At 40.2% G+C, this 24,213-nt stretch carries 21 protein-coding genes and 1 pseudogene; 16 read left to right on the forward strand and 6 right to left on the reverse strand.

Features of this window, described 5'->3' with window-relative positions; all coding sequences use genetic code 11:
• The first annotated feature begins 1 nt into the window (after position 1).
• Complete coding sequence (locus IGI96_RS15090) at positions 2–562, forward strand: hypothetical protein (RefSeq protein ID WP_176323963.1); 561 nt, start codon at positions 2–4, stop codon at positions 560–562.
• Between the two features lie 71 nt (positions 563–633).
• Here IGI96_RS15090 and rlmD read toward each other — a convergent pair whose 3' ends face one another.
• Positions 634–2,010, reverse strand: coding sequence for a 23S rRNA (uracil(1939)-C(5))-methyltransferase RlmD (rlmD, locus tag IGI96_RS15095; RefSeq protein ID WP_060792780.1), 1,377 nt, complete (start codon positions 2,008–2,010; stop codon positions 634–636).
• Positions 2,011–2,124: 114 nt separating this feature from the next.
• On the opposite strand from rlmD, the gene recX reads away from it, so the two are divergent.
• From recX to IGI96_RS15115, 4 genes are all read left to right on the forward strand, one after another.
• Positions 2,125–2,919, forward strand: coding sequence for a recombination regulator RecX (gene recX, locus IGI96_RS15100; RefSeq protein WP_176323962.1), 795 nt, complete (start codon positions 2,125–2,127; stop codon positions 2,917–2,919).
• Positions 2,912–4,063 carry an A/G-specific adenine glycosylase gene (mutY, locus tag IGI96_RS15105; RefSeq protein ID WP_086338311.1) on the forward strand — a complete coding sequence of 384 codons (1,152 nt, stop codon included), beginning with the start codon at positions 2,912–2,914 and terminating at the stop codon, positions 4,061–4,063. Before recX ends, mutY begins: the two co-directional genes overlap by 8 nt.
• Positions 4,064–4,156: 93 nt before the next feature.
• The gene (gene ntdP / locus IGI96_RS15110; protein ID WP_005225863.1) at positions 4,157–4,690 is read left to right on the forward strand and encodes a nucleoside tri-diphosphate phosphatase; all 534 of its coding nucleotides are present in this window, start codon (positions 4,157–4,159) and stop codon (positions 4,688–4,690) included.
• 160 nt (positions 4,691–4,850) lie between these two features.
• Entirely contained in the window at positions 4,851–5,813 is a 963-nt protein-coding gene (locus IGI96_RS15115) for an N-acetylmuramoyl-L-alanine amidase (protein ID WP_086338310.1), read from the forward strand.
• A 67-nt stretch (positions 5,814–5,880) separates the two neighbouring features.
• Here IGI96_RS15115 and IGI96_RS15120 read toward each other — a convergent pair whose 3' ends face one another.
• A complete protein-coding gene (locus IGI96_RS15120) occupies positions 5,881–6,315 on the reverse strand; it encodes a GNAT family N-acetyltransferase (RefSeq protein WP_086338309.1) in 435 nt (144 codons plus the stop codon).
• A 144-nt stretch (positions 6,316–6,459) separates the two neighbouring features.
• Here IGI96_RS15120 and IGI96_RS15125 point away from each other — a divergent pair, with 144 nt between their 5' ends.
• The 8 genes and pseudogenes from IGI96_RS15125 to IGI96_RS15160 all read left to right on the forward strand — a co-directional run bounded on the left by IGI96_RS15125 (position 6,460) and on the right by IGI96_RS15160 (position 15,677).
• Positions 6,460–7,575, forward strand: coding sequence for an AI-2E family transporter (locus IGI96_RS15125; protein ID WP_010748066.1), 1,116 nt, complete (start codon positions 6,460–6,462; stop codon positions 7,573–7,575).
• Positions 7,576–7,687: 112 nt separating this feature from the next.
• Complete coding sequence (locus IGI96_RS15130; RefSeq protein ID WP_005225867.1) at positions 7,688–9,064, forward strand: hemolysin family protein; 1,377 nt, start codon at positions 7,688–7,690, stop codon at positions 9,062–9,064.
• 239 nt (positions 9,065–9,303) lie between these two features.
• Positions 9,304–10,319 (forward strand): annotated as a pseudogene (locus tag IGI96_RS15135) (lipoate--protein ligase).
• 11 nt (positions 10,320–10,330) lie between these two features.
• Positions 10,331–11,056, forward strand: coding sequence for a methionine ABC transporter ATP-binding protein (locus IGI96_RS15140; RefSeq protein WP_086338307.1), 726 nt, complete (start codon positions 10,331–10,333; stop codon positions 11,054–11,056).
• On the forward strand, positions 11,043–11,711 hold the full coding sequence (locus IGI96_RS15145) for a methionine ABC transporter permease (RefSeq protein ID WP_086338306.1): 669 nt from the start codon (positions 11,043–11,045) through the stop codon (positions 11,709–11,711). Before IGI96_RS15140 ends, IGI96_RS15145 begins: the two co-directional genes overlap by 14 nt.
• 5 nt (positions 11,712–11,716) lie before the next feature.
• A complete protein-coding gene (locus IGI96_RS15150) occupies positions 11,717–12,532 on the forward strand; it encodes a MetQ/NlpA family ABC transporter substrate-binding protein (protein WP_016610206.1) in 816 nt (271 codons plus the stop codon).
• Between the two features lie 191 nt (positions 12,533–12,723).
• Positions 12,724–14,304, forward strand: coding sequence for a peptide chain release factor 3 (locus IGI96_RS15155; RefSeq protein ID WP_005225872.1), 1,581 nt, complete (start codon positions 12,724–12,726; stop codon positions 14,302–14,304).
• Between the two features lie 674 nt (positions 14,305–14,978).
• A complete protein-coding gene (locus tag IGI96_RS15160) occupies positions 14,979–15,677 on the forward strand; it encodes a hypothetical protein (protein ID WP_086338305.1) in 699 nt (232 codons plus the stop codon).
• Between the two features lie 181 nt (positions 15,678–15,858).
• Here the strand turns inward: IGI96_RS15160 and IGI96_RS15165 are convergent, their stop codons facing one another.
• Both IGI96_RS15165 and IGI96_RS15170 read right to left on the reverse strand, forming a co-directional pair.
• Positions 15,859–16,917 carry a WxL protein peptidoglycan domain-containing protein gene (locus tag IGI96_RS15165; RefSeq protein ID WP_086338304.1) on the reverse strand — a complete coding sequence of 353 codons (1,059 nt, stop codon included), beginning with the start codon at positions 16,915–16,917 and terminating at the stop codon, positions 15,859–15,861.
• Between the two features lie 19 nt (positions 16,918–16,936).
• Positions 16,937–17,425 carry a hypothetical protein gene (locus IGI96_RS15170; protein WP_086338303.1) on the reverse strand — a complete coding sequence of 163 codons (489 nt, stop codon included), beginning with the start codon at positions 17,423–17,425 and terminating at the stop codon, positions 16,937–16,939.
• 1,028 nt (positions 17,426–18,453) lie between these two features.
• Between IGI96_RS15170 and IGI96_RS15175 the strand changes: the two genes are divergently transcribed.
• Both IGI96_RS15175 and IGI96_RS15180 read left to right on the forward strand, forming a co-directional pair.
• Positions 18,454–18,921 (forward strand): hypothetical protein, encoded by a 468-nt coding sequence (locus IGI96_RS15175; RefSeq protein WP_086338302.1) that lies wholly within the window; start codon positions 18,454–18,456, stop codon positions 18,919–18,921.
• A gap of 473 nt (positions 18,922–19,394) precedes the next feature.
• A complete protein-coding gene (locus IGI96_RS15180; RefSeq protein WP_254907853.1) occupies positions 19,395–20,714 on the forward strand; it encodes a helix-turn-helix domain-containing protein in 1,320 nt (439 codons plus the stop codon).
• A 162-nt stretch (positions 20,715–20,876) separates the two neighbouring features.
• On the opposite strand, the gene IGI96_RS15185 is transcribed toward IGI96_RS15180, so the two are convergent.
• Complete coding sequence (locus IGI96_RS15185) at positions 20,877–21,188, reverse strand: DUF1827 family protein (protein ID WP_005225878.1); 312 nt, start codon at positions 21,186–21,188, stop codon at positions 20,877–20,879.
• Positions 21,189–21,336: 148 nt separating this feature from the next.
• Positions 21,337–23,601, reverse strand: coding sequence for an ATP-dependent Clp protease ATP-binding subunit (locus IGI96_RS15190; protein ID WP_176323961.1), 2,265 nt, complete (start codon positions 23,599–23,601; stop codon positions 21,337–21,339).
• A gap of 270 nt (positions 23,602–23,871) precedes the next feature.
• Between IGI96_RS15190 and IGI96_RS15195 the strand changes: the two genes are divergently transcribed.
• Positions 23,872–24,063: a hypothetical protein gene (locus IGI96_RS15195; protein ID WP_005225880.1), complete on the forward strand. Its 192-nt coding sequence runs from the start codon at positions 23,872–23,874 to the stop codon at positions 24,061–24,063.
• Positions 24,064–24,213 lie beyond the last annotated feature (150 nt).

The raw sequence follows: 24,213 nt of genomic DNA on the forward strand, positions 1-24,213 counted from the left end.
TATGAAAAAAAGTCAAACAGCAATTATCTTGTTTGTGGCATTACTTAGTGGTTGCGGTGTTGCTGCGAATGACCCACAGACAAACAACGACAACGTACCCATCAACAACCAAATCAATACGCCGCAAACGCAAACACAATCGAGTCAAAGTGGAGACGAGACCCAAAATAATGACGATCAAACCGATCAGACAAAAGCACAACAAGTGACTCAGACAGATGCAGAGCGAGCGAATGAGGAATTGGCACAAGCAGATGAAACGGGCACACTCATTCTTATTGATGGTGATCGTTTTGAGATGGAGTTGACCAACATTTCTCAAGGAACAGGGGAAGACGGCGAAGTCTTTGATATGGCGATCGCATCTGAGGAAAGATTATCCTTTACGATTACTAGCGAGACTGAGATAAAAGTAATTCTATATGATGCACAATCGCATAATTCTCGAATCGTGGAGGGGTCTCGTGCGGATCTGCATCTTGAACGATCGGTAAGTCTTTATGGGCAGCGAGTAGGGGACACCTTTATTGCCACGAAAGTCCTCGTCTTACAAATCAATTAATCGTTATGCTTAAAAGACAACGAAAACAATATTCGCCTGACAGATCACAAGATGATTTGTCAGGCGAATGATTATTTGCGGGTCAATTTTACCACTACTTCGCAGCGGGCGGTTTGTGGAAACATATCTACTGATTGCAGATATTTTACGTGAAACACTTTGGCTAATTGGACCAAGTCTCTTGCTAAAGTAGAAACATTACAAGATATATAGACCATCTTCTTCGGTGGTTGTTTCAGCAAAGCTTGCAATAATCGTTCATCCAAGCCTGTCCTTGGCGGATCAACAATGATGCTATCAGGTTTGAAGCCTTCATTAAACCATTTTGGTAAGAGCTCCTCAGCAGTTCCCGTTTCATAATGGGTATTTTGGGCACCAATGCGGCGTGCATTTTCTTGGGCATTTTCAATTGCTTGAGGAATAATGTCCATGCCGCGGACTTCTTTGGCATATGGAGCCACGCTCAACCCAATCGTTCCCACACCGCAATAGGCATCAACGACTGTTTCATTTTTGCTCAAGTCAAGGGCTTTTAACCCTTCTTGATACAAGATGCTGGTTTGCTGTGGATTCAGCTGGAAGAATGCGCGGGCGGACAAGTCGAAGGTCAGTTCATTCAACCGTTCTTCGATCGCTTCTTTGCCCCAAAGATGAATCGTTTCCTCTCCCATGACGACGGACGTTTTTTTGTTTTGCACATTTTGCATGATGGAAACGACTTGCGGCAAGCGCTGATTGATCTCGCGAATCAGCGCATTTTTTTGCGGCAGTTTGACAGAGTTGGTAATAAACACGACTTGAACTTCGCCAGTCGCGATCCCGATACGAACCATCAATGTCCGTAGAATCCCGCTGTTCTTGCGTTCATCGTAAATCGGGATCTGGTATTTATTCAACAATTGGACGATGCCGTTGATCACTTTTTGCGTATCTTGTTCTTGTACGAGGCAATCATCAATGGCGACTAAGCGATGAGACTCCATTTCGTATAAACCCGCTTCGATTCGTTTGGTTTGACTGTTGTAACGCAATTGAAATTGTGCTTTGTTGCGGTAATGCCAAGGAACATCCATGCCTAAAGTATCCCTTAGTTCAAACTGTTGGTAGCCTTTTGGCTTAAATTTTTCAAGTGCTTGTTTCAATAGGTCTTTTTTGAAGTCTAATTGTTTGTCGTAGACTAAGTGCTGCAATTGGCAGCCGCCGCACCGGTCGTAAAACTTGCAGGGTGGTTGGATGCGATCGCTGCTTGGCTTGATGATTTTGGTCATCTTAGCTTCAGCAAAGCGGGGAGATGCTTTGGTGACTTCGGCAATGACCTGTTCCCCCGGTAGAACACGGGGAACAAAGATGATCAGCTTTTTGTAATACCCGATGCCTTCTCCGTTGATCCCCAAGCGTTTGATCGTTAGTTGTAGTTTTTGTCCAAGCTGGACTTGTGTATTTGCCATGTGAACTCCTTAAAAAAAATAGTCAGTTCATTTTACCACATTTTTTCAGCTTGATTAGAAGGAATTTCATCGTAGTTGTGGTAAAATAGAATGTACGTTCGCGAGGTGAAGAAGATGAATACAATTATTCGTATCAATAAAGGAAAAGGACCATTTTATGAAGTGGCGACATCAGAAGGTGAAACGCTGCGGGTCTCAGAAGATCTTTTGGTCCGTTTTCGGCTATTAAAAGGCAAGGAACTGAGTGAAGAAGAATTAAAAGAAATCAAAAAAAGTGCGGGGGTTGATTTAGGATTGCAGCAAGCCATGAACTATATCAGCTATCAGCTGCGTTCTGAAATGGAAGTCCGTACCTATTTGAAAGACAAAGAAATCGAAAAACAAGACCGAGACTTAGTCGTTGAACGTCTGAAAGAGCTGAATTTGATCGATGACAAAAACTACGGAGAAAGCTACATTCGCACCCAAGTCCGCATGAGTGATAAAGGACCCGTGGTCATCAGTCAGCAATTGAGAAAAAAAGGATTAAAAGATTCCGTGATTCAGGAAGTATTGCCTTTGTATACCGAGGAAATGCAGTTTGAAGTCGGTTATCATACGGCTGAAAAATCGATGCGTCGTTTTCACAACAAAAGCCATAAAGAAATGATCCAAAAGATAAAAATGCATTTGATGCAAAAAGGTTTTCATCAAGGAGTCATTCAGATGATTTTGGATGAATTACCGATGGAAAAAGATGAGGACCAAGAAAATGAAGCGCTCCAAAGAGAAGGGGCCCGACTTATGCGGCGGCATCAGCGGTTACCGTTGATGAAACGAAAAATGAAAATCAAGCAAGGCCTTTATCAAAAAGGGTTTGCCATCGATGATATACAACGATTTTTAGATGAGGAAGTAATGGATGAGTAAGCAATGGGAAACTTGGGATGAAGAAAAAATCAAGACGTTCCAAGAAACATTTTTAACTTGGTATCATAAAGAAAAACGCAATCTGCCTTGGCGGGCGACCAACAATCCGTATGCAATCTGGATCTCAGAGATCATGCTTCAACAAACACGAGTGGAAACAGTGATTGGCTATTTCTATCGTTTTATGGAACAATTCCCGACGATCCAAGACTTGGCGGCAGCCGAAGAACAAAAGCTTTTAAAAGTTTGGGAAGGTTTAGGTTATTACTCTCGTGCCCGTAACCTTAAGGCTGCCGCCCAGCAAATCGTTGCCGAATTCGACGGAGAAATGCCCCAATCAATTGAAGAGATTCGCTCATTAAAAGGAATTGGTCCCTACACAGCTGGAGCGATTGGCAGTATTGCTTTTGGCTTGCCAGAACCGGCAATCGATGGAAATGTGATGCGGGTCGTCAGTCGGTTATTTTGTATCGAAGCAGATATTGCGAAAGCTAGCAGCCGCAGACCATTTGACGAGGCGATGAGAACAATCATTTCCCCCGATGAACCTGGTGAGTTTAATCAAGCGTTGATGGATCTTGGCTCACGAATCTGTACACCCACTACACCGAAATGTGAAGAGTGTCCCATCAGTCAGTATTGTCTTGCTTATGCGGAGAATCGACAAACAGACTTTCCAGTGAAATCGAAAAAAGCAAAGCCAAAAGATGTCTATTACATCGCAGGCGCCATCGAAGATCAAGGCTCGTTTTTACTCGTGCAGCGACCTGAAACAGGCTTATTGGCTTCTATGTGGCATTTTCCTTTGGTAGAAGTGACGAAAGAACAGTACGAGGCTCTGCAGCGAACATGGGCAAAAGAGGAGCAACTGCAGTTGGACTTGATTGCCGAAGATGATGCGCTCGAGATTTTTCCTGATCTGCCTGTCGTTTGGCAAAAACGACATTTTGGCGAAATCACTCATATCTTTAGTCATTTGAAATGGCACGTCCTTTTATTTTACGGCAGAAAACGTGGAGAGCTCACGTTACAAGACAGCGAATGGGCAGCAAAAGAATCCTTTCAAAACTATGTTTTCCCAAAACCCCAGCAGAAATTGGTGGATCAATTAAAGAAATATCAGAAACTCGATAAAGATTTCTAGGCAAAGCTTTCTTTTATTGCTATAATATTAACGATGTCGGTGTAATGAACACCCAAACAAAACGCAAGTTTTCTTGCTGAGGGAAGGGTTGCTATGCGAGTTCCAAAAGAAGGAGAGTTTGTCAGCATTCAAAGCTACAAACATGACGGCAATTTGCATCGAACGTGGCGGGATACGATGGTCTTAAAGACCAGTGAATTCTCAGTGATAGGGGTCAACGATCATACATTAGTGACCGAATCAGATGGAAGACGCTGGGTTACCCGTGAACCAGCAATTGTATATTTTCATAAAAAATACTGGTTTAATGTTATTGCAATGATTCGAGAAAAGGGGGTTTCCTATTATTGTAATCTTGCTTCACCGTATTTACTTGATGAAGAGGCATTGAAATATATCGATTATGACCTTGATATCAAAGTATTTCCTGATGGCGAGAAACGTTTACTAGATGTGGATGAGTATGAATTGCACAGTAAGATTATGCAATATCCGCAAGACATTGATTTTATCTTGAAAGAAAATGTCAAAATTTTAGTAGATTGGATCAATAATGGCAAAGGACCCTTTTCGCAAGGGTATGTGGACATTTGGTATGATCGCTACAAGCAGTTGTCTCAAAAATAAGTGAAATGGGTCGGATCGCTCATTTTTCCCGAGAAACTTCAACCATTTCGGTTGAAGTTTTTTTGTGCTGTGAGAGGGTTGCTTCTAGCAGTTGCCTTTAAGTTCTGTTTAAGCTGCTAGTCCCATGATAGAAAGACCAAGAAAAAAGTGGGGGAAGCAAATGAAGAAAAAAGGGAAGCTTGTTATCGGTACTACCATGATTCTACTTTTTGCGGCAGGTTTTGCTGTGTTGAGAAATGATCATTTTGTTCAAGAAGAGACCCAAGAAAGCACGGCTCAAACCGAGTCGGACGCGCAAGCAGAAGAGGTCGCACAAACGGCAAGCATGTTCCAAATTTACGTGGATCCCTCAGAATACGATGCAGCGATTGAAAGTGAGAACGATTATGTATCGATCTATCAGACAACAAGTCAAGAAACCGTCATCGGGAAGATCCACCGTGGAAGTTGGGCAACCGTACTTAGTCAAACAGAAGAGATGGTTGAAATCCAAACTGACGATGGAATAACGGGTTACATTGAAAAGCATTCTGCATCCATCCAAGAAGTTCCACTTTCGGAGACTCCAAAAAAATTGTCAGACTTTATAGTCGTTCTTGATGCGGGGCACGGCGGCGAAGATTCTGGGGCACTGTCAACGGATCAAACGATCATGGAAAAAGATTTGACGTTAGCCACCGTCCAAACCATCGGCGAAGTACTGACCCAAGCGGGAATTCAAGTCAGATATACACGCACCGAAGATCGCTATTTAGCGCTGTCTGAAATTACTGCAGCTTCACTCTCGGAGGAACCAGATCTATTTATCAGCATTCATTTCGACAATTCAGAGCTACCAAACGGCAATCAAGGACTGACAACTTACTATTACTATACTGGGGCAAAAGAGATGGCAGAAACGATCACTTCCAGTTTGAGTAGTTCAGTGGCATTGAGTTCCAACGGCACTCGTTTTGGTAACTATTATGTTTTACGAGAGCAATATATTCCAGCAGTTTTGTTGGAGTTAGGCTATTTGAACAGTGACACTGATTTAGCGGTGATTACAAGTGAAGGCTATGATCAAAGGGTGGCGCAAGCGTTGCTGACAGCGATTGAAGAGATCGTTGAAGCAGAGGAATAAAAAGCAGCGACCCCAAAACAGAGGAAGAATCTGTTTTGGGGTCGCTGCTTTAAGTAATCACTGCTCGTTAAAAGGTTTTGCTCATTTTGATATGGGGCATATCCGCGTCTAAAAAGACATCGCCTTCAGGCTGATAGCCTAACTTCAAGTAAAATTCTTTGGCAGTTAACTGTGCCCCTAACGTGACTTTTTTGATTCCTTGTTTTTGAATGAAAGCTTCCGCTCCCTCGATCAACTGCCTGCCGTAGCCTGAACCTCGATGAGCAGCTGGCACCGCCATTCGCTGTAATTTCATCTCATGATCAGAGATCGGTAAAAAACGTAAGGTTGCGACTGCTTCATTGTCATCGTCATATAAGACGAAATGAACAGCCAATGCCTCATTTTCATCTACTTCTAATGCTAATGGAACCCCTTGCTCTTTCACGAACACTTGATTTCGTATTTTCAATGACGCCAAATAGATCTCACTTAGCGTATCTTTTGTTTGTGCGATATGCATAAAAAAACTCACCTCAGCTATGATTTCTCCGTTATTTTTATTAGTATACCACTTTTTTTACAAATTTCTTTTTTTTTGCGGCTAAAGTCGCAAGCTTTTTTTTACAAAATCAACTATAATGTTATAAAAAAGGGAGGGAATCTTTTGTTCGACAAATTCAAACAATCAAAACTGTTCTTTTGGTCATTGGAAGCATTGGTTTTAGTGACACTCGTGTTTGTGTTAAGTAAAGTCAATTTTCTATTTGCACCGATCGGCACGTTTTTTTCTACTTTATTTGCACCAGTATTGATTGCTGGCTTTCTGTATTATTTGCTAAATCCAATCGTCCTATTTTTGATGAAAACCACAAAAATAAAACGACTGTTTGCTGTCATATTGGTTCTATTGTTATTAGTAGCAGCAATCATCTTGATTTTCGTCAGCGTTATTCCTAATCTGGTGAGTCAGATTACTTCATTGGCGGAAAATATTCCAACATTTGCCAAAAATATGGAAAGCTGGATCTCAAGAATCGCAGATGATCCATTTTTCAAACAAATCGATATCGCGCAGCAGTTAGAAAACCTAAATCTTTCTTATGGTTCTTTGCTGCAGCAGTTTCTTAGTGGGTTATCCACTAGCTTAGGATCGATCGTCAGTACGATTGCTTCCGCGACGATGATCATCGTTACAGTCCCATTCATCCTTTTCTATATGTTGAAGGATGGAGAAAAGCTAGTTCCTAATCTGAAAACAGTCTTTCCAGAAAGAAGACGAGATCAGATTGTTGGGTTGCTAGGTGATTTAAACAAGACACTATCCAATTACATCAGTGGGCAAGCGATCGAATGTATTTTTGTCGCTACCTTCACGTTTATTGGGTACTGGATGATCGGCGTCAACTATGCCTTTCTTTTTGGGGTGATCGCAGGGGTCACAAACTTGATTCCTTATTTAGGTCCGTATCTTGGCTTGATTCCAGCAGTCTTAGTAACGGTCTTTGATGAACCGTTCCGCGCATTGCTGTGCTGTGTCGTGGTACTAGTCGTCCAACAATTAGATGGAAATGTTATCTACCCGAATGTGATCGGAAAATCATTAGCGATCCATCCATTAACGATCATCTTGGTTTTATTGGTCGCTGGAAATCTGGCAGGTTTGCTGGGAATTTTCTTAGGAGTACCGTTTTACGCAATTTGTCGGACGATCGTGGTCTTTATTGTTCGTCTGATCAAAGATGACAAAATCAAGAAAAATCAAGAACGGTTGATCGAGTAATCAATGACTGGTGTTTTTTATTGCAAAGAAAAAAACTTTGTGATAGGATTTTATCGTGGGCTAAGCCCGCGATTTTTTTTAGAATATGAAAAAATAAGGAGAGAATGCTATTATGAATGCTGACCCCGAGAGTCAGTCGCTTCTAGCGCAAATTTTATTATTGATCGTTTTGACATTGATCAACGCTTTTCTAGCGGCCTCTGAGATCGCAGTCGTCTCAGTCAACAAAAACCGTGTGGAGCAAAAAGCGGAAGAAGGAAATGTCAAATCACAAAAATTATTGAAAATCATTGATAATCCAACAAATTTCTTGTCAACGATCCAAGTTGGGATTACCTTGGTGAATATCTTATCTGGGGCATCTCTGGCAGATACCTTGTCGACCCGTCTGGCACCTTTATTAGGTGGAGGAACGGCGGCTAAAAGCTTAGCGAACATTATCGTTTTAGCGATCTTGACCTATGTGTCGATCGTTTTCGGTGAGTTGTATCCAAAACGTATCGCCATGAACAAATCAGAAGAAGTTGCCCAGTTCACTTCTGGTGTGATTCGAACGATCGGGATTATTGCAAAACCCTTCGTCTGGTTCTTATCTGCTTCAACAAGCTTATTGGCGCGGATCACTCCAATGGAATTTGACGATGAAGACACAAAGATGACCCGTGATGAAATGCGGTATATGTTGGAAACAGAAGGAGTCTTCGAAGAAGATGAATTAGAGATGCTGCAAGGGATCTTTTCATTAGATACGAAAGTCGCCCGTGAAGTCATGGTTCCTCGAACCTCTGCCTTTATGGTGGATATCAATGACTCAGTAGAAGAAATTTTGACTGAAATTTTAGCAGAAAATTATTCTCGTATTCCTGTATATAATGAAGATAAAGACAAAGTCGTTGGGATTTTGCATACCAAAAATCTTTTGAAATGTGCCTACAAATACGGCTTTGAAACAATGGACATCAAGCAGATCTTGCAAGAACCATTGTTTGTTCCAGAAACAGTCTTTATCGATGATTTGCTTTATGAATTAAAGAAAACCCAAAACCAAATGGCGATCTTGCTTGATGAATACGGCGGAGTCGTTGGGTTAGTTACGTTAGAAGACTTGCTTGAAGAAATCGTTGGTGAGATCGATGATGAATCCGATGAGGTCGAAGAGCTTTATGAAAAAATCTCTGATAAAGAATACGTGATCCAAGGTCGGATGCTGATCGATGATTTCAATGAAGCTTTCAATATGAGCTTGCATATGAGCGACGTCGATACGATGGCAGGCTACTTGATCACTGCTTTAGGAATGATTCCAGATGAAGGAGAGAAACTTTCCTTTGAAGTGGATAACGTGAAATTGATTTCTGAAGAAATGGAAGGATCACGTGTCTTGAAGATCCGTGTAATCTTCCATGATCCAGAAGAAGGCGAAGTGGAACCAGAAGAAGAACGCCGCTATTTCCGCAAAGATTTTGAGGAAGATGAGCCTCGCCGTTAAAGTTCCGCATGAATGAAATGAGAAAGACCAAGGCAACTGCTTTGGTCTTTTTTGTTCCTTTTTTTTACTTATTCCCCTTGATTTGTTTGTAAGAAACGGTTACGATAAATCTAATCAATAATACAGTTTAAAAACAGATAAAAAAACACGTGTATCTTATCGTTAAGCAGTTTGATTGCAATTTTCCGTAAGAAAAGCGAGAATATCCATAGAAATCTAATAAGAACGAGGGGCTTGAAATGAAATTTTACCGTATGCTTAGTGAGGATATCCGTTACAATTTGGCAACTGAAGAGTATTTAATGAATAACGTAGATGTTTCAGAACCTTGTCTTCTGTTATACATACAAAAATCATGTGTTATAATCGGCAGAAATCAAAATGCGTATCAAGAGATTGATTTTGACTATTTAAGGAGTCGCAATATCGTGTTGACTCGCAGGACATCTGGCGGTGGAGCAGTTTATGACGATCTAGGCAACATGAGCTTTAGTTTTGTCACCAAAAAAGATGCCACGAGTTTTGGTGACTACCAAAGTGCAACCCAACCGATCATGAAAGGCTTAGCGGCAATGGGAGCCAAGGAGGTAGAAGTACATGGCCGCAATGATCTGTTCATTGATGGGAAAAAATTTTCTGGCAATGCGATGTATACAAAAAAGGTCGAACGTATTCTCATGGCACATTGATGTATGATGTGGATCTAGAAGAATTAACAAAAGTTCTACACGTTGCCCAAGAAAAAATTGCCTCTAAAGCAACGAAATCCGTACGGAAAAGTGTGACGAATATTAAACCGTATTTGGCAGAACAATACCAATCAATGGATACCAAGGCATTTCGAGACACACTCCTTTGCCGAATCTATGAAGTAGAATCGATTGATGAAATCAGTGAGCAAGAGATCGTCTTGACGGATGCGGATCGCCAAGCGATCCAAACGTTGTTTGAAGAACGTTACGCGAACAATGAGTGGATTTTTAATGAAGCGCCTGCTTTTGAATGGCAAAAAAGAAAGCGGTTTGCGCAGGTTGGGATCGCTGAAGTCGATTTTACTGTCAACAAAGGCAAGATTGCAGCGATTCAAATTACCGGTGATTTTTTTGGACAAAAAGAGATCAGTGAACTTGAAGCGATGCTGCAAGGTATTGATTTTGAACAAAACACCATCAGCCGCTTGCTAAAGGATATTGCCATCGAGCAATTTATCCATCAGATGACTAACGCTGAATTTCTTGCGTTGCTGTTTGATTAGGAGGAAAAAAGATGCTAGAAGCCATCAACATCACAAAGCGTTACGATCGAAACGTCCTAGATGGTCTCTCTTTTGCTGTTCAGCCGGGGGAAATTGTTGGGGTCGTCGGCAAAAGCGGCTCGGGGAAATCAACGTTGCTTCGGCTTTTGAACTTAATTGAGACACCTGACAGTGGGGAGCTGCTCTTTGACGGGAAACGAATCGATCCCTTAAACAAAAAGCAACTGCTACATGCGCAGCAGGAAATCGGCATGATTTTTCAAAATTACAATCTGCTACACAATCGAACCGTTTTTGAAAATGTCTATTTGCCCTTGAAGTTAATGGGGAAATCATCGGAGAAGGTGTTGGAGATGCTTTCATTTGTTGGGATGGAAGACAAAGCCGACAGTTATCCAGCCAAGTTGAGCGGTGGGGAGAAACAACGAGTAGCTATCGCACGGGCGTTGATCCGTGAGCCGAAAATCTTGCTGTGTGACGAACCCACTAGTGCGCTGGATGAAGATACGAAAGCCGATGTACTTGCTTTACTGCAAAAAGTTCAACAGACGTTTCAGCCAGCAGTCATTTTCGTTAGTCATGAGCTAACCGCAGTCAGACAAATTTGTCAACGTGTGTTTGTATTGGAAGATGCCGTCTTTGCGGCGGAATTTGTCAATCATCCGCAGCCAATTGTCCGCGAAGAAAGCTCTTATGTGGACAAAGTGGAGAGGAGTTTGTTGCATGACGATCAGTGAGAGTATTTTGTATTATCTGCCTGAATTACTTCAGTCTTTGAAAGAAACAGCGATCATGATGGGGATTTCGATGCTCGCAGCCATTGTCTTAGGACTACCGCTAGGTGTCTGGCTCTTTCTTAGCCGCAGTCGTGGAAAAAAAATCTCATTTCTTTATGAGGGTTTGAATCTCGTTGTGACGATCATCCGCTCGTTTCCGTTTCTATTATTTGTCGTAGCGTTGATCCCACTGACACGGATGCTTTTAGGCAGCTCATTTGGACCGATTCCCGCCAGTTTCCCTTTGAGCATCGTTGCTATGAGTATTTTTGCTCGTTTGACGGAGCAAGTACTGCTGGATGTCCCAGAAGAAGTTTCTTTTTTGGCGAAATCCCTTGGTGTCAGTCAATGGCAATACGTTTGGTCGTTTTTGCTGGTGGAAGCTAGAAGCGGCTTGATTTTGTCTTTAACGACGACAGCAGTCAGCATGGTTTCTTATTCAACAGTGATGGGGATCGTCGGCGGTGGTGGTATCGGCGATTTTGCGATCCGCTATGGGTACCAGCGTTATGAGTATGGCGTGATGTATTTTGCAATTATCATCATGATTCTTTTGGTCTTTATCCTGCAAGGGATTGGCAATCAAGCAGCAAGAAAACTTGATAAACGAAAATAGGAGGAATGAAAGTGAAAAAAGGATTTGTTTTAGGATTGAGTGTGTTGGCATTAGGTGTATTGGGGGCTTGCGGTACGGGTTCGGATGAGGCGAGCGAAGAGAAAATCATCAAGGTCGCTTCGCAAACGACGCCAATGACCGATGTCGTAAAAGTTGCAGCGGAAGCAGTGGAAGATGGCTGGGAAATCCAGTTGGTCCAAGTCAATGACAATATCCAGTACAATGAGCTGCTGAATAATGACGAGGTCGATGCCAACTTTGCGCAACATGAACCATATATGCAAATGTATAATGAAGAAAAAGATGCAAACCTAGTGGCATTAGATAAAATCTACAACGCAAAAGTCGGTTTTTATTCCAAAGAGTATACGGATATCAATGATATTCCAGAAGGAACAAAAGTTGCATTGCCGAATGATGTGTCTAACGAAGGTCGAGCGTTAGCGATTTTAGCAGAAGAAGGATTGATCACCCTTAAAGAAGGCGTTGGTGTTAATGGAACACTTAAAGACGTTACCGAAAATCCCAAAAACTTTGAATGGTTATCTGTTGATTTACTGAATCTTGCGGAAGCCTATGATGAGCCGAATGTATCCTTGGTATACAACTACCCAACCTATATTGCGAAAATCGGTTTGAAACCAGCCGATGCCCTTTTCTTAGAAAAAACGATCGATGATCGCTTTGCTATCTCATTGGTTGCTCGAGAAGACAATCAAGATTCTGAAAAAATCGCCGTTTTGCGCCGTGCCATGACTAGCGATAAAGTTCGCGAATTTTTAGAAAACGACCATAGCGATACCTTATTGCCAGCATTTTAATTTATTTCTATCAAATGGAAAGAACGCCCTTTGCCTAACTCTGTAAAAGAGAGTAGTCGAAGGGGGTTCTTGTCTTTTTTTGCTTTTTTATCACCCTTATCCATGATATACTGATTTGGTCAGAAAACTAGCGACAGGTTAAAATAGACACTGTTCGCATTGTAAATACAAGAAATGGAGCAATAGAATCAATGGATAATCCAAAATTAAAACAACAAGTAGATAGTCGCCGTACCTTTGCGATTATTTCCCACCCGGATGCGGGGAAAACAACCATTACAGAACAATTATTATTATTCGGTGGCGCGATTCGCCAAGCCGGTACGGTCAAAGGAAAAAAGACTGGGAATTTCGCAAAGTCCGACTGGATGGAAATTGAAAAACAACGGGGGATCTCCGTTACCAGTTCCGTTATGCAGTTTGATTACCAAGGCAAACGGGTCAATATTTTAGATACCCCTGGGCATGAGGACTTTTCTGAAGATACCTACCGTACCTTGATGGCGGTGGATAGTGCCGTCATGGTGATCGATAGCGCAAAAGGGATCGAAGCGCAAACGAAAAAACTCTTCCAGGTCGTAAAAAAACGCGGTATTCCGATCTTTACCTTTATCAATAAACTCGACCGTGATGGCCGCGAACCATTAGAATTATTAGAAGAACTAGAAGATCTTTTAGAGATCGAATCATTTCCAATGAATTGGCCGATCGGCATGGGGAAAGGCTTGGAAGGACTGTATGATATCCATAACCAACGGGTCGAATTTTACCGTCCAGACAATCACGGTGGGGAGCGTTTAGTTGCCCTAGATGAAAATGGACAATTTCCTGCAGATCATCCATTTGCCGAAGATGGGCTGTTCCAACAAGTTTTAGAAGAAGTAGAATTACTGCAAGAAGCTGGTGATGCCTTTGATACAGAAAAAATCGCACGAGGCGATCAAACACCCGTGTTCTTTGGTTCCGCCCTTACGAATTTCGGCGTGCAGACCTTTTTGGAAACCTTCTTGTCCTTTGCACCAGCGCCTTACGGTCACAAAACTTTGGCTGGTGATGAAGTCAGTCCATATGAACCAGAAATGTCTGGGTTTGTGTTCAAGATCCAAGCAAATATGAACCCTGCCCATCGTGACCGGATCGCCTTTGTCCGTATTTGTTCAGGAACCTTTGAACGAGGCATGGACGTGACGCTTGAGCGTACTGGCAAAAAAATGAAACTCAGCAATGTGACACAATTTATGGCAGACACCCGAGAAAATATTGAAGAAGCAGTCGCTGGGGATATTATCGGGGTTTATGATACGGGAAATTATCAAATCGGCGATACGATCTATGAAGGAAAACTAAAAGTTGCTTACGAAGAGCTGCCATCATTTACTCCGGAACTCTTTATGAAAGTCACTGCAAAAAATGTGATGAAGCAAAAATCTTTCCACAAAGGAATCTATCAGTTGGTCCAAGAAGGGGCTATCCAGTTGTACAAGACGTATCTTAGTGATGAGTATATCATCGGTGCTGTCGGGCAACTGCAATTTGAAGTTTTCCAATATCGCATGATGAATGAGTACAATGCCGAAGTCATTATGACCCCAATGGGCCACAAGATCGCCCGTTGGATCGATCCGAAAGACTTGGATGAGCGTATGAGCTCAAGCCGTAACATTTTAGCGAAAGACCGTTTCGACCAGCCATTGTTCTTATTTGAAAATCAATTTGCAATGCGTTGGTTCGCAGATAAGTACCCAGACGTCGAATTGAAGAGTTTGATGTAAGAGTCGTTTCCCGCGAGACTGTCTAGGTAGGTGCAAGTTTGTACGTTAGGCTAATCATTTTTAATTGAACGATCGTAGAAAGTTCTTTCTTATCAAAATGGATAAGAAGGGGCTTTTTTTTGCTGAAAACATGCTTTTGATACAGAAGGAAGGTTGCGTGATTGGGGGGAATCGTCCAATGATCAGACAATTATCCTAATTCATAACCATTCTTTTAAAAGAAGATAAATTGAGTCGGAAAAAGAGCGTAGTATTAAAGGTGACCACAAGGAAATGCACTTGAAATGAATAGAAAAATATCATAGGCACATTTGATGATTCAGGAAATTTTCTCCTTGTTTGAAAGTAGGGGGAAAGCAGAGAATAGATTGCCAGTGATAGAGGTCGTTTAATCATTTGATCGAGGACATGTTCTTTTTGTCAGATGCTACTAGTGAAGCCTAAACTTTCTTTATCTGAGCATGAATCGGTGATAGCCCTTGAAACTTCATTTGAAGCACTTCTAACAGATGGTTTAAGTTTTCAGTTGGTGAACCATGGCTTCGGGAAGCCAAAATGAATTAGTCTTATTGCTAGTCTACTAGTTATCTATCTATCTATCTATCGATTTTGCTAAAGCAAATGATTATTTATCAAATAAAAGTGATTTCTGAAAGCAGAAAGGGGACCATGTAGTGCTAAAAAGTTTGTTATTCATATTTTCGGCGATATTTTTCTTTCCAACAATAGAGGCTGTAGCTGATGAGGTTTCCGAAACGTTGATTTTTGATTTGAACACGATTGACTTTAAGGACGAAGACTATTATCTGTTGAAAACCACACAAGATCTTCAGCTGTCTGTCGATAGCAACGGCAGTGAAGGTACTTTTGACGTAACGATCACGGCTATCGGAGAAGCATTTTCAGCAGAGCTAAACAGTGTGAACGGTTCGGAAGAGTTGATCATTCAGATTGAGGATACTGATGAAGCATCAATGATTCTTAACGTAGCTGCAACATTGAACATAAAGGAATACCTTGATTCCAACTCTGAGTACTACCTATCAGTCACTTTTACAGCAATTGATGATTCAGAGACCTTTACGAAAGATATAAAAATGAATCAGTTGGATGAGGAAAAAGAAGAGACATCGGATGAAAACTTGACAGATGAAGACCAAGAGGATGAAAAGCAAGAAGACGATGGCATTGAAGATGAATCTGAACGCCCAGAGGAAGAAGACTCATTAGAGAATGATTCATTCAGCCAAGAAGAATCACTTGAGGATATCAATGATGATACTGTCCATGAGGATCGTTTAGAGGAAGAGTGCCAGTACGAGATAGCGACAATTTTTATAAAAGAAGTGATTTTTGATAAAAGATATGTTTAAAACTAGTGTAGGAAAAACCGCTTAGCTGAATAGGAGCGGTTTTTTTGCACATCTTTTTCTAATACTAGGTGAAAAGTGCTTTTGCTGAATAAGTTTGCGACTAATTGGTGGTACTAAAAAAAGGAGCTTTGAAGCGACCTCCAAAAGTTAGTCCTAAAAGCTAACTTTTGGGGTCACAACACTAGCCCTCTCTTTTTCTTTTTGATTTAAAAATATAGATGACTGCAGCTGCCAACGCTGCAACGAGAACAAAGATGATCCAGATAAGGATTTGATTATTTGTCTGAACATCGGCAGTGTTCGTTGGAGGGTTCTCTTTTTTGAAGTTATCCATGTCTTCTTTCTCATAAGAAAAAGTAGTCGTGATCGCTTTTCTAGTTGTTTCTATTGTCAAACGGTATTCGCCTTCAATAAGTTCACTATTGTCTAGTAAAGGGATCTGCATTCTTGATTTGGTTAACGGCGTTAAAAGAACGGAATCTGCTAATTCCCCAGAGGCAATTATTTCTCCATTGGGGTTTATTAATTCATAGAGCGCATTGTTTAAGTTGCCTAAAATAGGATTATAGTTGAGGGCATAAAATTGTAGATTTACCGTGTCCTGAAGAGCAACAAAGGAGAAGTCTTCATAAACGACGTCTTTGATCTCTTCCACTTCACTAAAAAGTAAGTTGATAAAAATGATAGACTCGTAGGCAGACGCAATACTAATAGAGTCTTCAGCTGTTTGAACACCTAATATTTGCTTAAAATTAATTCCACCCATTACAGTACCTTCAAGCTCTATGTCGTCTGGAACATTTATGGTAATGCTGACACCAACAGATTCATTAGGGGCAATTTCTATTTGATTCTCCTCGTCTATAGCATCTGAAGCGATAGTAACATAATTTGAAAAGTCGTATTTATCATCGAGAAGGTTCTCTGTATTCGAAGTGTACAAAATAGAGGATTCTCTTGAAATAGCAGTTGAAGCAAAGGGAGTGACCGCTATTGATGAATCACCAGCTCCAGTGTTTTCCAGTTTAATTTCAAATGTATACTTTTTATCAACATCAGAAGGAAGAGTAAGAGTATTTCTTGATGTTTCATGTTCAGTATCACTAAGTGATAGTTTTAAAGTATTCGTCGTCTCATTCGCTGTTGCAATACTTATATTTATATTTGCGATTATTGTCAATATGAGGAAGAACACAGAAACTCTTAGAAAAGAGTCTCTGTGTTTTGATATTTTATCCATATGCTATCCTTTTTAAGAATTAAAGTTGTTGACCATTGCCTGAGTCAGTAGTATCTGATGCAGTTACTGTGATAGTGGGTGTGCCATCTAGCAAAGCAGTTTGACGATTGAATGTGAAGTCAACGGGCTCGCCTTCTGTTGAACGAGCGATAGGGTCTGCAGTTATTGCTGTCAAAGAGATTTCTTTCAGTGAATTTGAGAAGTAGATACCATCAGATCCAGAAGAAACTCTAATGGTAACGCTCATAGGGTCACGGGTCAAGTTTGTTAATGTTCCACCAACGTTTTCAATAGTTCCTTCCTGAGTTCCATCCAATAAGTCTTCACTAATTTCGAATTCATTTAAAGTCAAGGTGTTAAATGTAAAGCTAACACCATTTTCTGGTTCGGTGATAGTAACAGCGATTGGGGGAGCGGTAACCGGGTCTCCAATAGTCGCTGACGCAGTGATTCCTCCTACTAGTAGTAAAGATGTTGCCAATGTAGTACCCAAAATAACTTTCTTCATAATAAAACCTCACTTTAATTTTTGCAGATGAATTACTGCTTAAATAAAGTATACAATGATGGTGTATTATGTTATTATCCGTTTTTTCGCTATTTTTAATGAAAAAGTAGAAAGTATTTTATTAATCTGATTTTTTTATACAATAATTTAATTAAATATTCTAGTGGTCAAATGATGTTGATTATCAAGTCGACCTATCTTTCTGTCTACGAATTATCAATTCGGTAATAATCACTATGAAAGTAAATTTGTTGCAGGGTTATATTTTGGCTTTTATTTTAAGTCAAAGCCTTCTCAGAGTTGAAAGAATTGTCGTTCCAACTAGGATTGGACCTAAAAAGAAATATAATATTATTCGTAGTCTCTGAGAATTTTTTTTGGGTCAGTAGTATCAGTAAAAGTAGTTCTGAAAATTCATGTCTGATATTTCTTCAGTGAACCCCTGCAATTCAATAGAAACCAACTTTCTATCATTTTTAATAAACTATTTTGGCAGTAGCTTTACGCGTATGAACAGTTGCGTAGGGTGGGGATTGAAAAGTATGATTCTATATGTGCGTTCCTATTGGATAGGTATATCAAAGTTACTTATTTAAAAAATATCAATTAACGTTTTCATTCAATTTATAATCTGCGCCTTTAAATCTTCTAGCTTCACGCAACAGACACATCAAGGGTTACTCCTGTTTTGATAAACGTTCATGTTTGTTTTATTATGATGATATCTCAAAAACTAACTGTTTGGGATGGCTATCTCATGAACCCTAGATTTTAATAGGAAGCATAATTTTTTAGGAATATACAATCAGACTCTTTGAAGAAAGCTTTGAAAGAGTTTTTTTGTCCTTCTTAATTTTATGAAGTTGCCCTCGTTTCTAATCGTCAGGTCTTTTAGTTAGTAGAAAGAAAAAGAGTGACAATGATTATTTTATTTGTAGTTTTTTTGAAAAAAAGACGATAAAAATCAGCTGGTTCTTACTATATCCTTAATAGCAGAGGATCAAAGTTCTTTTAAGGAGTGAATCAAAATGCTGCAAACCAGAATAAATTTCAGTGGACAAAAGAATGCTACCATGTTGACTGTGCGCTTTTTCAGCAACAAGACGAACACGATTTTAGAGAGAAATTTAATTGTGGATCAAGAGGATGATCGGCAATCGGTTCTTGACTACTTAGCAGAATCACTAGGGGAAATCAACATCTTGCAATACTCTTCGAAAAACGTTTTGTGTATCGCTGAACGTTCAAGGCTAGAAAAAGCAGGAGGCACGCATCGATTGGAACATTTTTGGGGAGATGTCATCAGTTATATCGTTGAGTGCGTGGATAAATCGGGTATTCATTATGATTTGCATGTCATTGGCAATGTTGAGTCGGATGATGAAGAAATTATGCGGTCAATTAATGAGATGAGCGATGAATTGTCGATTATCAACATTTATGAATACAAAGATTGCTGGCTAAAAAGAGAAGATATTTTATTACAAGCTCTTTGAAATGAACTTGATTCCTCAAAGAAGTTTGTCCAGCTAGAAAATGATTTTATTCTCCAAGTCACTTACCAATCAATGAAAGAATACGAATTTTTTCTAAGTTTATGGAAACCGCTAATTCACAGGATCTTTTTTATGGTTTCCAACACTTTTTTGTTACAAAAGGTAAGAATCGTTTCACAAGTTTTTCTCACCCGTTCTGTTTTAAAGAAGCGGGGATTTTTCTGAAGTTTTTATTAAAATTGTCCGTTTAATGAAAAAAGAGGCTCAAATTTAAGTTTATTTTACTATAATTGGAAACTAGGATACTTTTTAAATAAGGCGGGTAAAAAATTTTGGAGTATATAGAAAAGTTGTATAGGTTTTATTTAACCAAAAAACAGGTAGATAAATTAACTATTATTAGAAATATCATTTTGGAGAAGCAGCTGTCTCTCGATAAAATATGTGAAACGATAAACAAATCTTTGTATCAGGTGAAAATTTTGATCAATGAAATCGCCGAAGATATGAGAGAGTTTACGACCTTTGACGAGTCTATTTTTTTGCTGAAAAAGAGAACCGTTTATTTGTCACGAGAATTAAACGAAGAACAAAGCCTGCATATTTTTGTGAATCTAAAGAAGAAGTATTTCTTAGAATCTCCTTATTATCGTCTATTATCCTATTTGTTAAGAAAAAGAAAGACCCGTATGGTGGACATCTCAGAAGAATTGATTTTTAGTATTTCTTATTGTTATAAATTGATCAGCTATCTGAAAAAAATGCTGGTTATCCAAAATGTCCCGATTACTATCAATAACAATACAGATTCCATTGATCTGACAGGGGCAGAGCCTTGTGTGCGGATGTACCATTATTTAGTTGAGATCATGGCTTGCAATGTTTACATCAATCAGCGCACCCGTGCAAGCGTTGAATTAGCTGCGAAAGAATATGAGCCGTTGAAAACTACTAAAGTGAAGCACGACATTATGTTTTCAATCATTGAAAATGCGGTGTTGAGGGGCTATATCGTCAATGAATTAGACGAAGCTTCCATCGCTATTTATGAGCAAATCAAGCAACTCAATGGGGAAAAGCAAGTGATCAAGCTGCTGCCGATCAGAAGTCAGAAAGATATCGAGAAAGAACAGATTTTTTATCATTTCTGGGTTTTTCTCTTCATACCTGAAACGATCTCGGATCAAGAGAAACTTCTTTTGGGGAAACAGCTGCGAAACCTCTCGGGGAATCCATTGGTCGAATTTTCTGCCGATGTTGTGGCTGTCTTGTCGCAAAAGTATGATCTTTCCAAAGCGATCGAAGCGTTTCTTACCTATGAATTAGTGATGAATACATGGGGCTGTCTTCATCTCTTTTTGGATAGTTTTGTGTCTACTGAAGATTTGTCCTCTACGAACGAACGCGTATTAGAGGTGGAGGAGCTGATTGCGACCGTCTTGCAGCGCCATTCGTTTGTAATAGAAAAAGAAGCCCTTTTCTTAAGGAAAATCGCTCAAATTACAGCATCTTATTTACCTATCCAAAAAGAGGAACCGATTCGCATTGGTATTTCTCTTTTGAACCATCCAGAATATATTCCGGTCATTAAGAACAAACTATTGAAAATTTACAATGAAAATGTGATTCACTTTAGTTCGAACTTAGGAGACTCAGACATACTGGTTTCTGATGGCGTGCTGATCCATAATGAGTCGCAGAAATTTACATTTTTTGGCAATGTTCATAGTACCAAGGATTGGCATAATCTCCATGTGATGATCCAGTCGATGATTTCTAATAAATATACTTGAAAAAGAGAGCGTAAGGCTCTCTTTTTTTGCTTGACTATCAGGTAGCGTTGGTCGAAGTACTAGGCGAAAGAAGGAGGAGAGAAGACAAAAAAAGATATCTATAAAAGAGGGCTGCGACAGTCACCTTTTATAGATATTTTTTAAACACGTGATTAGGCAAAGCTAACGTGAGGAAGACAACGTTTTTTTGATGGAGATTTCTACCACTTCGGGCATTTGGATCACAGAGATCGTAGCAGGATCATAGGAGCCATCAGGTAATTTTTTCAAGAAGTAATTTTTGATTTCTTCTACTTCCGTCGGGCGAATATTTCGTTTTTTATTGATCAGCAAAATTTCATTGTGGTTCGGCGCTGAGGTAAAGATCACGGTCGTGTCTCCGGCAGTGTAAACCTTTACAAGTTCTGCGTCGGTATTTTCAAGTTGATTCAATACTAGTCGAGAATGGCTGTTTGTAACGTTGATTAATTTCACCAGACTCACCTCACATTCTATGTATTTATTAATAACATTATAGGTCGTTTTTTTTCAAAAGAAAAGCCAGACAACTCGGAATTACCCAATTTTTTGGCAAAACATGGTTGTCTGGCAAAACGAACGGTTTGGTCACCGTTTTGACACGTTATTGCTCATCTGTTTCCGATGATTTTTCCTCTTCAGCAGAAGGTGTTTCTTCAGGAAGTGCAGAGGATTCAGCTGAAGTTACAACGATTTTATCGGAATCCTCCAATTGTGCTTTTAATTGACGAACTTGAGGATGCTCAAGATAATATTCAGCAATACCGTCTTCGATTTGATCTTGGATGGTCCTGCGCAATGGGCGAGCACCCATCGTTGCACTGTAACCTAGATCGACCAGTTTTTCTTGCACGTCTTGTGGAACATCGATATGCAATTTTTGATGACTAAGTGTTTGATTGACATCATGCAGCATAAGGGACACGATCGATAACAAGTTTTCCTTGCTTAGTGCCTTGAATTCGATGATCCCGTCAAAGCGATTGAGAAATTCTGGCGTAAAGTAATTGTTTAATTGATTTAACACGGAACGAGTGATGCCTTCACGCGCTGCGCCAAAGCCGACGTTGGCTTCAACTTTGCCAGTTCCAGCATTACTTGTCATGATGATCAAGGTATCTTTAAAGCTGACTGTACGTCCTTGGGCATCCGTCAAACGACCATCATCGAGAATTTGCAAGAACATATGCAATACATCAGGATGGGCTTTTTCCACTTCGTCTAATAAAATTAGGCTATATGGATTCCGACGAACTTTTTCCGTCAATTGACCCGCTTCTTCATAGCCAACGTAACCAGGAGGAGAGCCAATCAGTTTGGATACACTGTGTTTTTCCATGTATTCTGACATATCGAAACGAATCATCGATTCTTCAGAACCAAACATCTCATAGGCTAATTGTTTTGCTAATTCGGTTTTCCCGACACCGGTTGGCCCGACGAATAGGAAAGAGCCGATCGGACGATTTTGTTTGCCTAAACCGACCCGATTTCTGCGGATCGCTTTGGCTACTTTATCGATCGCTTCATCTTGTCCGATAACTTTAGCTTTCAAGTCATCCGCAAGATTTTTCAATTGCGTTTGTTCTTTTTCTTTCAATTCACCAACTGGAATATTTGTCCGTTCTTCAACAATTTGTTCCATGTCTTTTTCGGTAATGACTGGCGTTTCTTCTTCGCTGATTTGGCGTTCCTTCATTTTTTGCAATTTATTGATTTGATCGCGATAGTAAGCAGCTTTTTCGAAATCTTCTTCTCGAGAGGCAGCTTGTTTTTGCTCTTCCGCTTCTTGTAATTTCTTTTCGATCGTTTTTGGATCAACGATTTGGATCGTTAAGTTTTTCTTAGAACCTGTTTCATCTAGTAGATCGATTGCTTTATCAGGCAAGAATCGGTCTTGGATGTATCGGTTAGAAAGGGTAGCGGCAGCTGCGATCGCTTCATCAGTATATTTCACATGATGATAATCTTCATAACGTGGTTGCAAACCTTTTAAGATACGGATCGTTTCTTCCACAGAAGGTTCATCCACACGTACTGGTTGCAAACGGCGTTCTAAAGCTGCATCTTTTTCGATGATGCGGTATTCATTTAACGTCGTTGCTCCGACCATTTGTAGTTCTCCACGAGCAAGAGCTGGTTTTAAGATGTTTCCAGCATCCATATTTCCGTCGCCAGCTGCACCAGCGCCAACGATTTCATGGACTTCATCAATAAACAAAATCACGTTTTCTGCTTGCTTGATTTCTTCAATCAATTTTTGGATGCGTTCTTCAAATTGTCCACGAATACCTGTGCCTTGGACAAGAGACGCAACGTCCAAACGAATGACTTCTTTGTCCATTAGTTTTTGTGGCACATCGCCATCGACGATTTTTTGGGCTAACCCTTCAACGACGGCAGTTTTCCCAACCCCGGGTTCACCAATAAGCACAGGGTTGTTTTTTGTTCGACGATTAAGGATCTCAATCACTCGTTTGATCTCTGAATCACGACCAACGACTGGATCGACTTCGCCATCACGAGCCATTTGGGTAATATTGATACCGTATTCTCCTAACAGACCTGCAGGTGCTTGGTTATTGCGTGGAGGCTGACCGCCGACAAAACCGTTACCGCCGGTTTGCGTCGGAGGGGTTTGTTCATAAGGGGTATTTCCTTGCTGCATCTGGCGAGACATTTGACGAAATAGATCATCAATATTGCCGAATCCAAAAGGATCTTGCGCCATTGCAGCTGCAGCATTCCCAGATTGAGCTTTTAATTTTTGGTAACAACTTTGACAATAATCGAGTTGTTTTCTTTGACCATTGACACTGGCATATAAATGAATAGACGCTTCATTTTTGCCGCAATTTTGACAAAGCATAGATTCACGACCTTTCATATTTGTTCCAACACCCTTATTTTACGGCGCTTTTTTACACTTGTAAAAGAAAAGGGGCTGTGTGCATAGAAACGGTCATCTTCGAGGTAATGTGTTATTGACCTTTACTGACCATAATTCTATTATACTAACTTTTTGTCAGACTGCAAGAATTTTACTCGTAAAAATTTTTGCCGCTCTTTCATTAGCAGAAGCGTCTTTTAAATAAAAAGTAATTCCATTATAATAGAAAGAAAGAGGTGAGAATTGACGATGGAGAACAGAGATTTTGCTTCAGAAATAACGCGTTTGCGCAATGGAGAGATCCAAGAATTGATTGTCCAACAGCCAGAATTCCTGGCGTTTAGAGATGTCTGGCTCCAGTTGGAAGATCGGTCTTCTTTTGTCGGAGAAGCGGGCTTAAATGGGAAGATCATCTACCGTTATGTGCAAGAAAATAAATAGGACATTTATTTCAATCGTTTATTTAAGAGAAAACGGTTGTCTATCGAGGAAAAAAATGGTAATCTTAACAGTTGAAAGGGCGATTTTTTTCGGGTGTCATTGCATGCATGGAAATTTTGCCTTCACACAAAAAAACGTATCATAAAGGAG

Source organism: Enterococcus sp. DIV0421 (genome assembly GCF_051713745.1).
In the GTDB taxonomy this organism is placed as follows: Bacteria; Bacillota; Bacilli; order Lactobacillales; family Enterococcaceae; genus Enterococcus_D; species Enterococcus_D casseliflavus.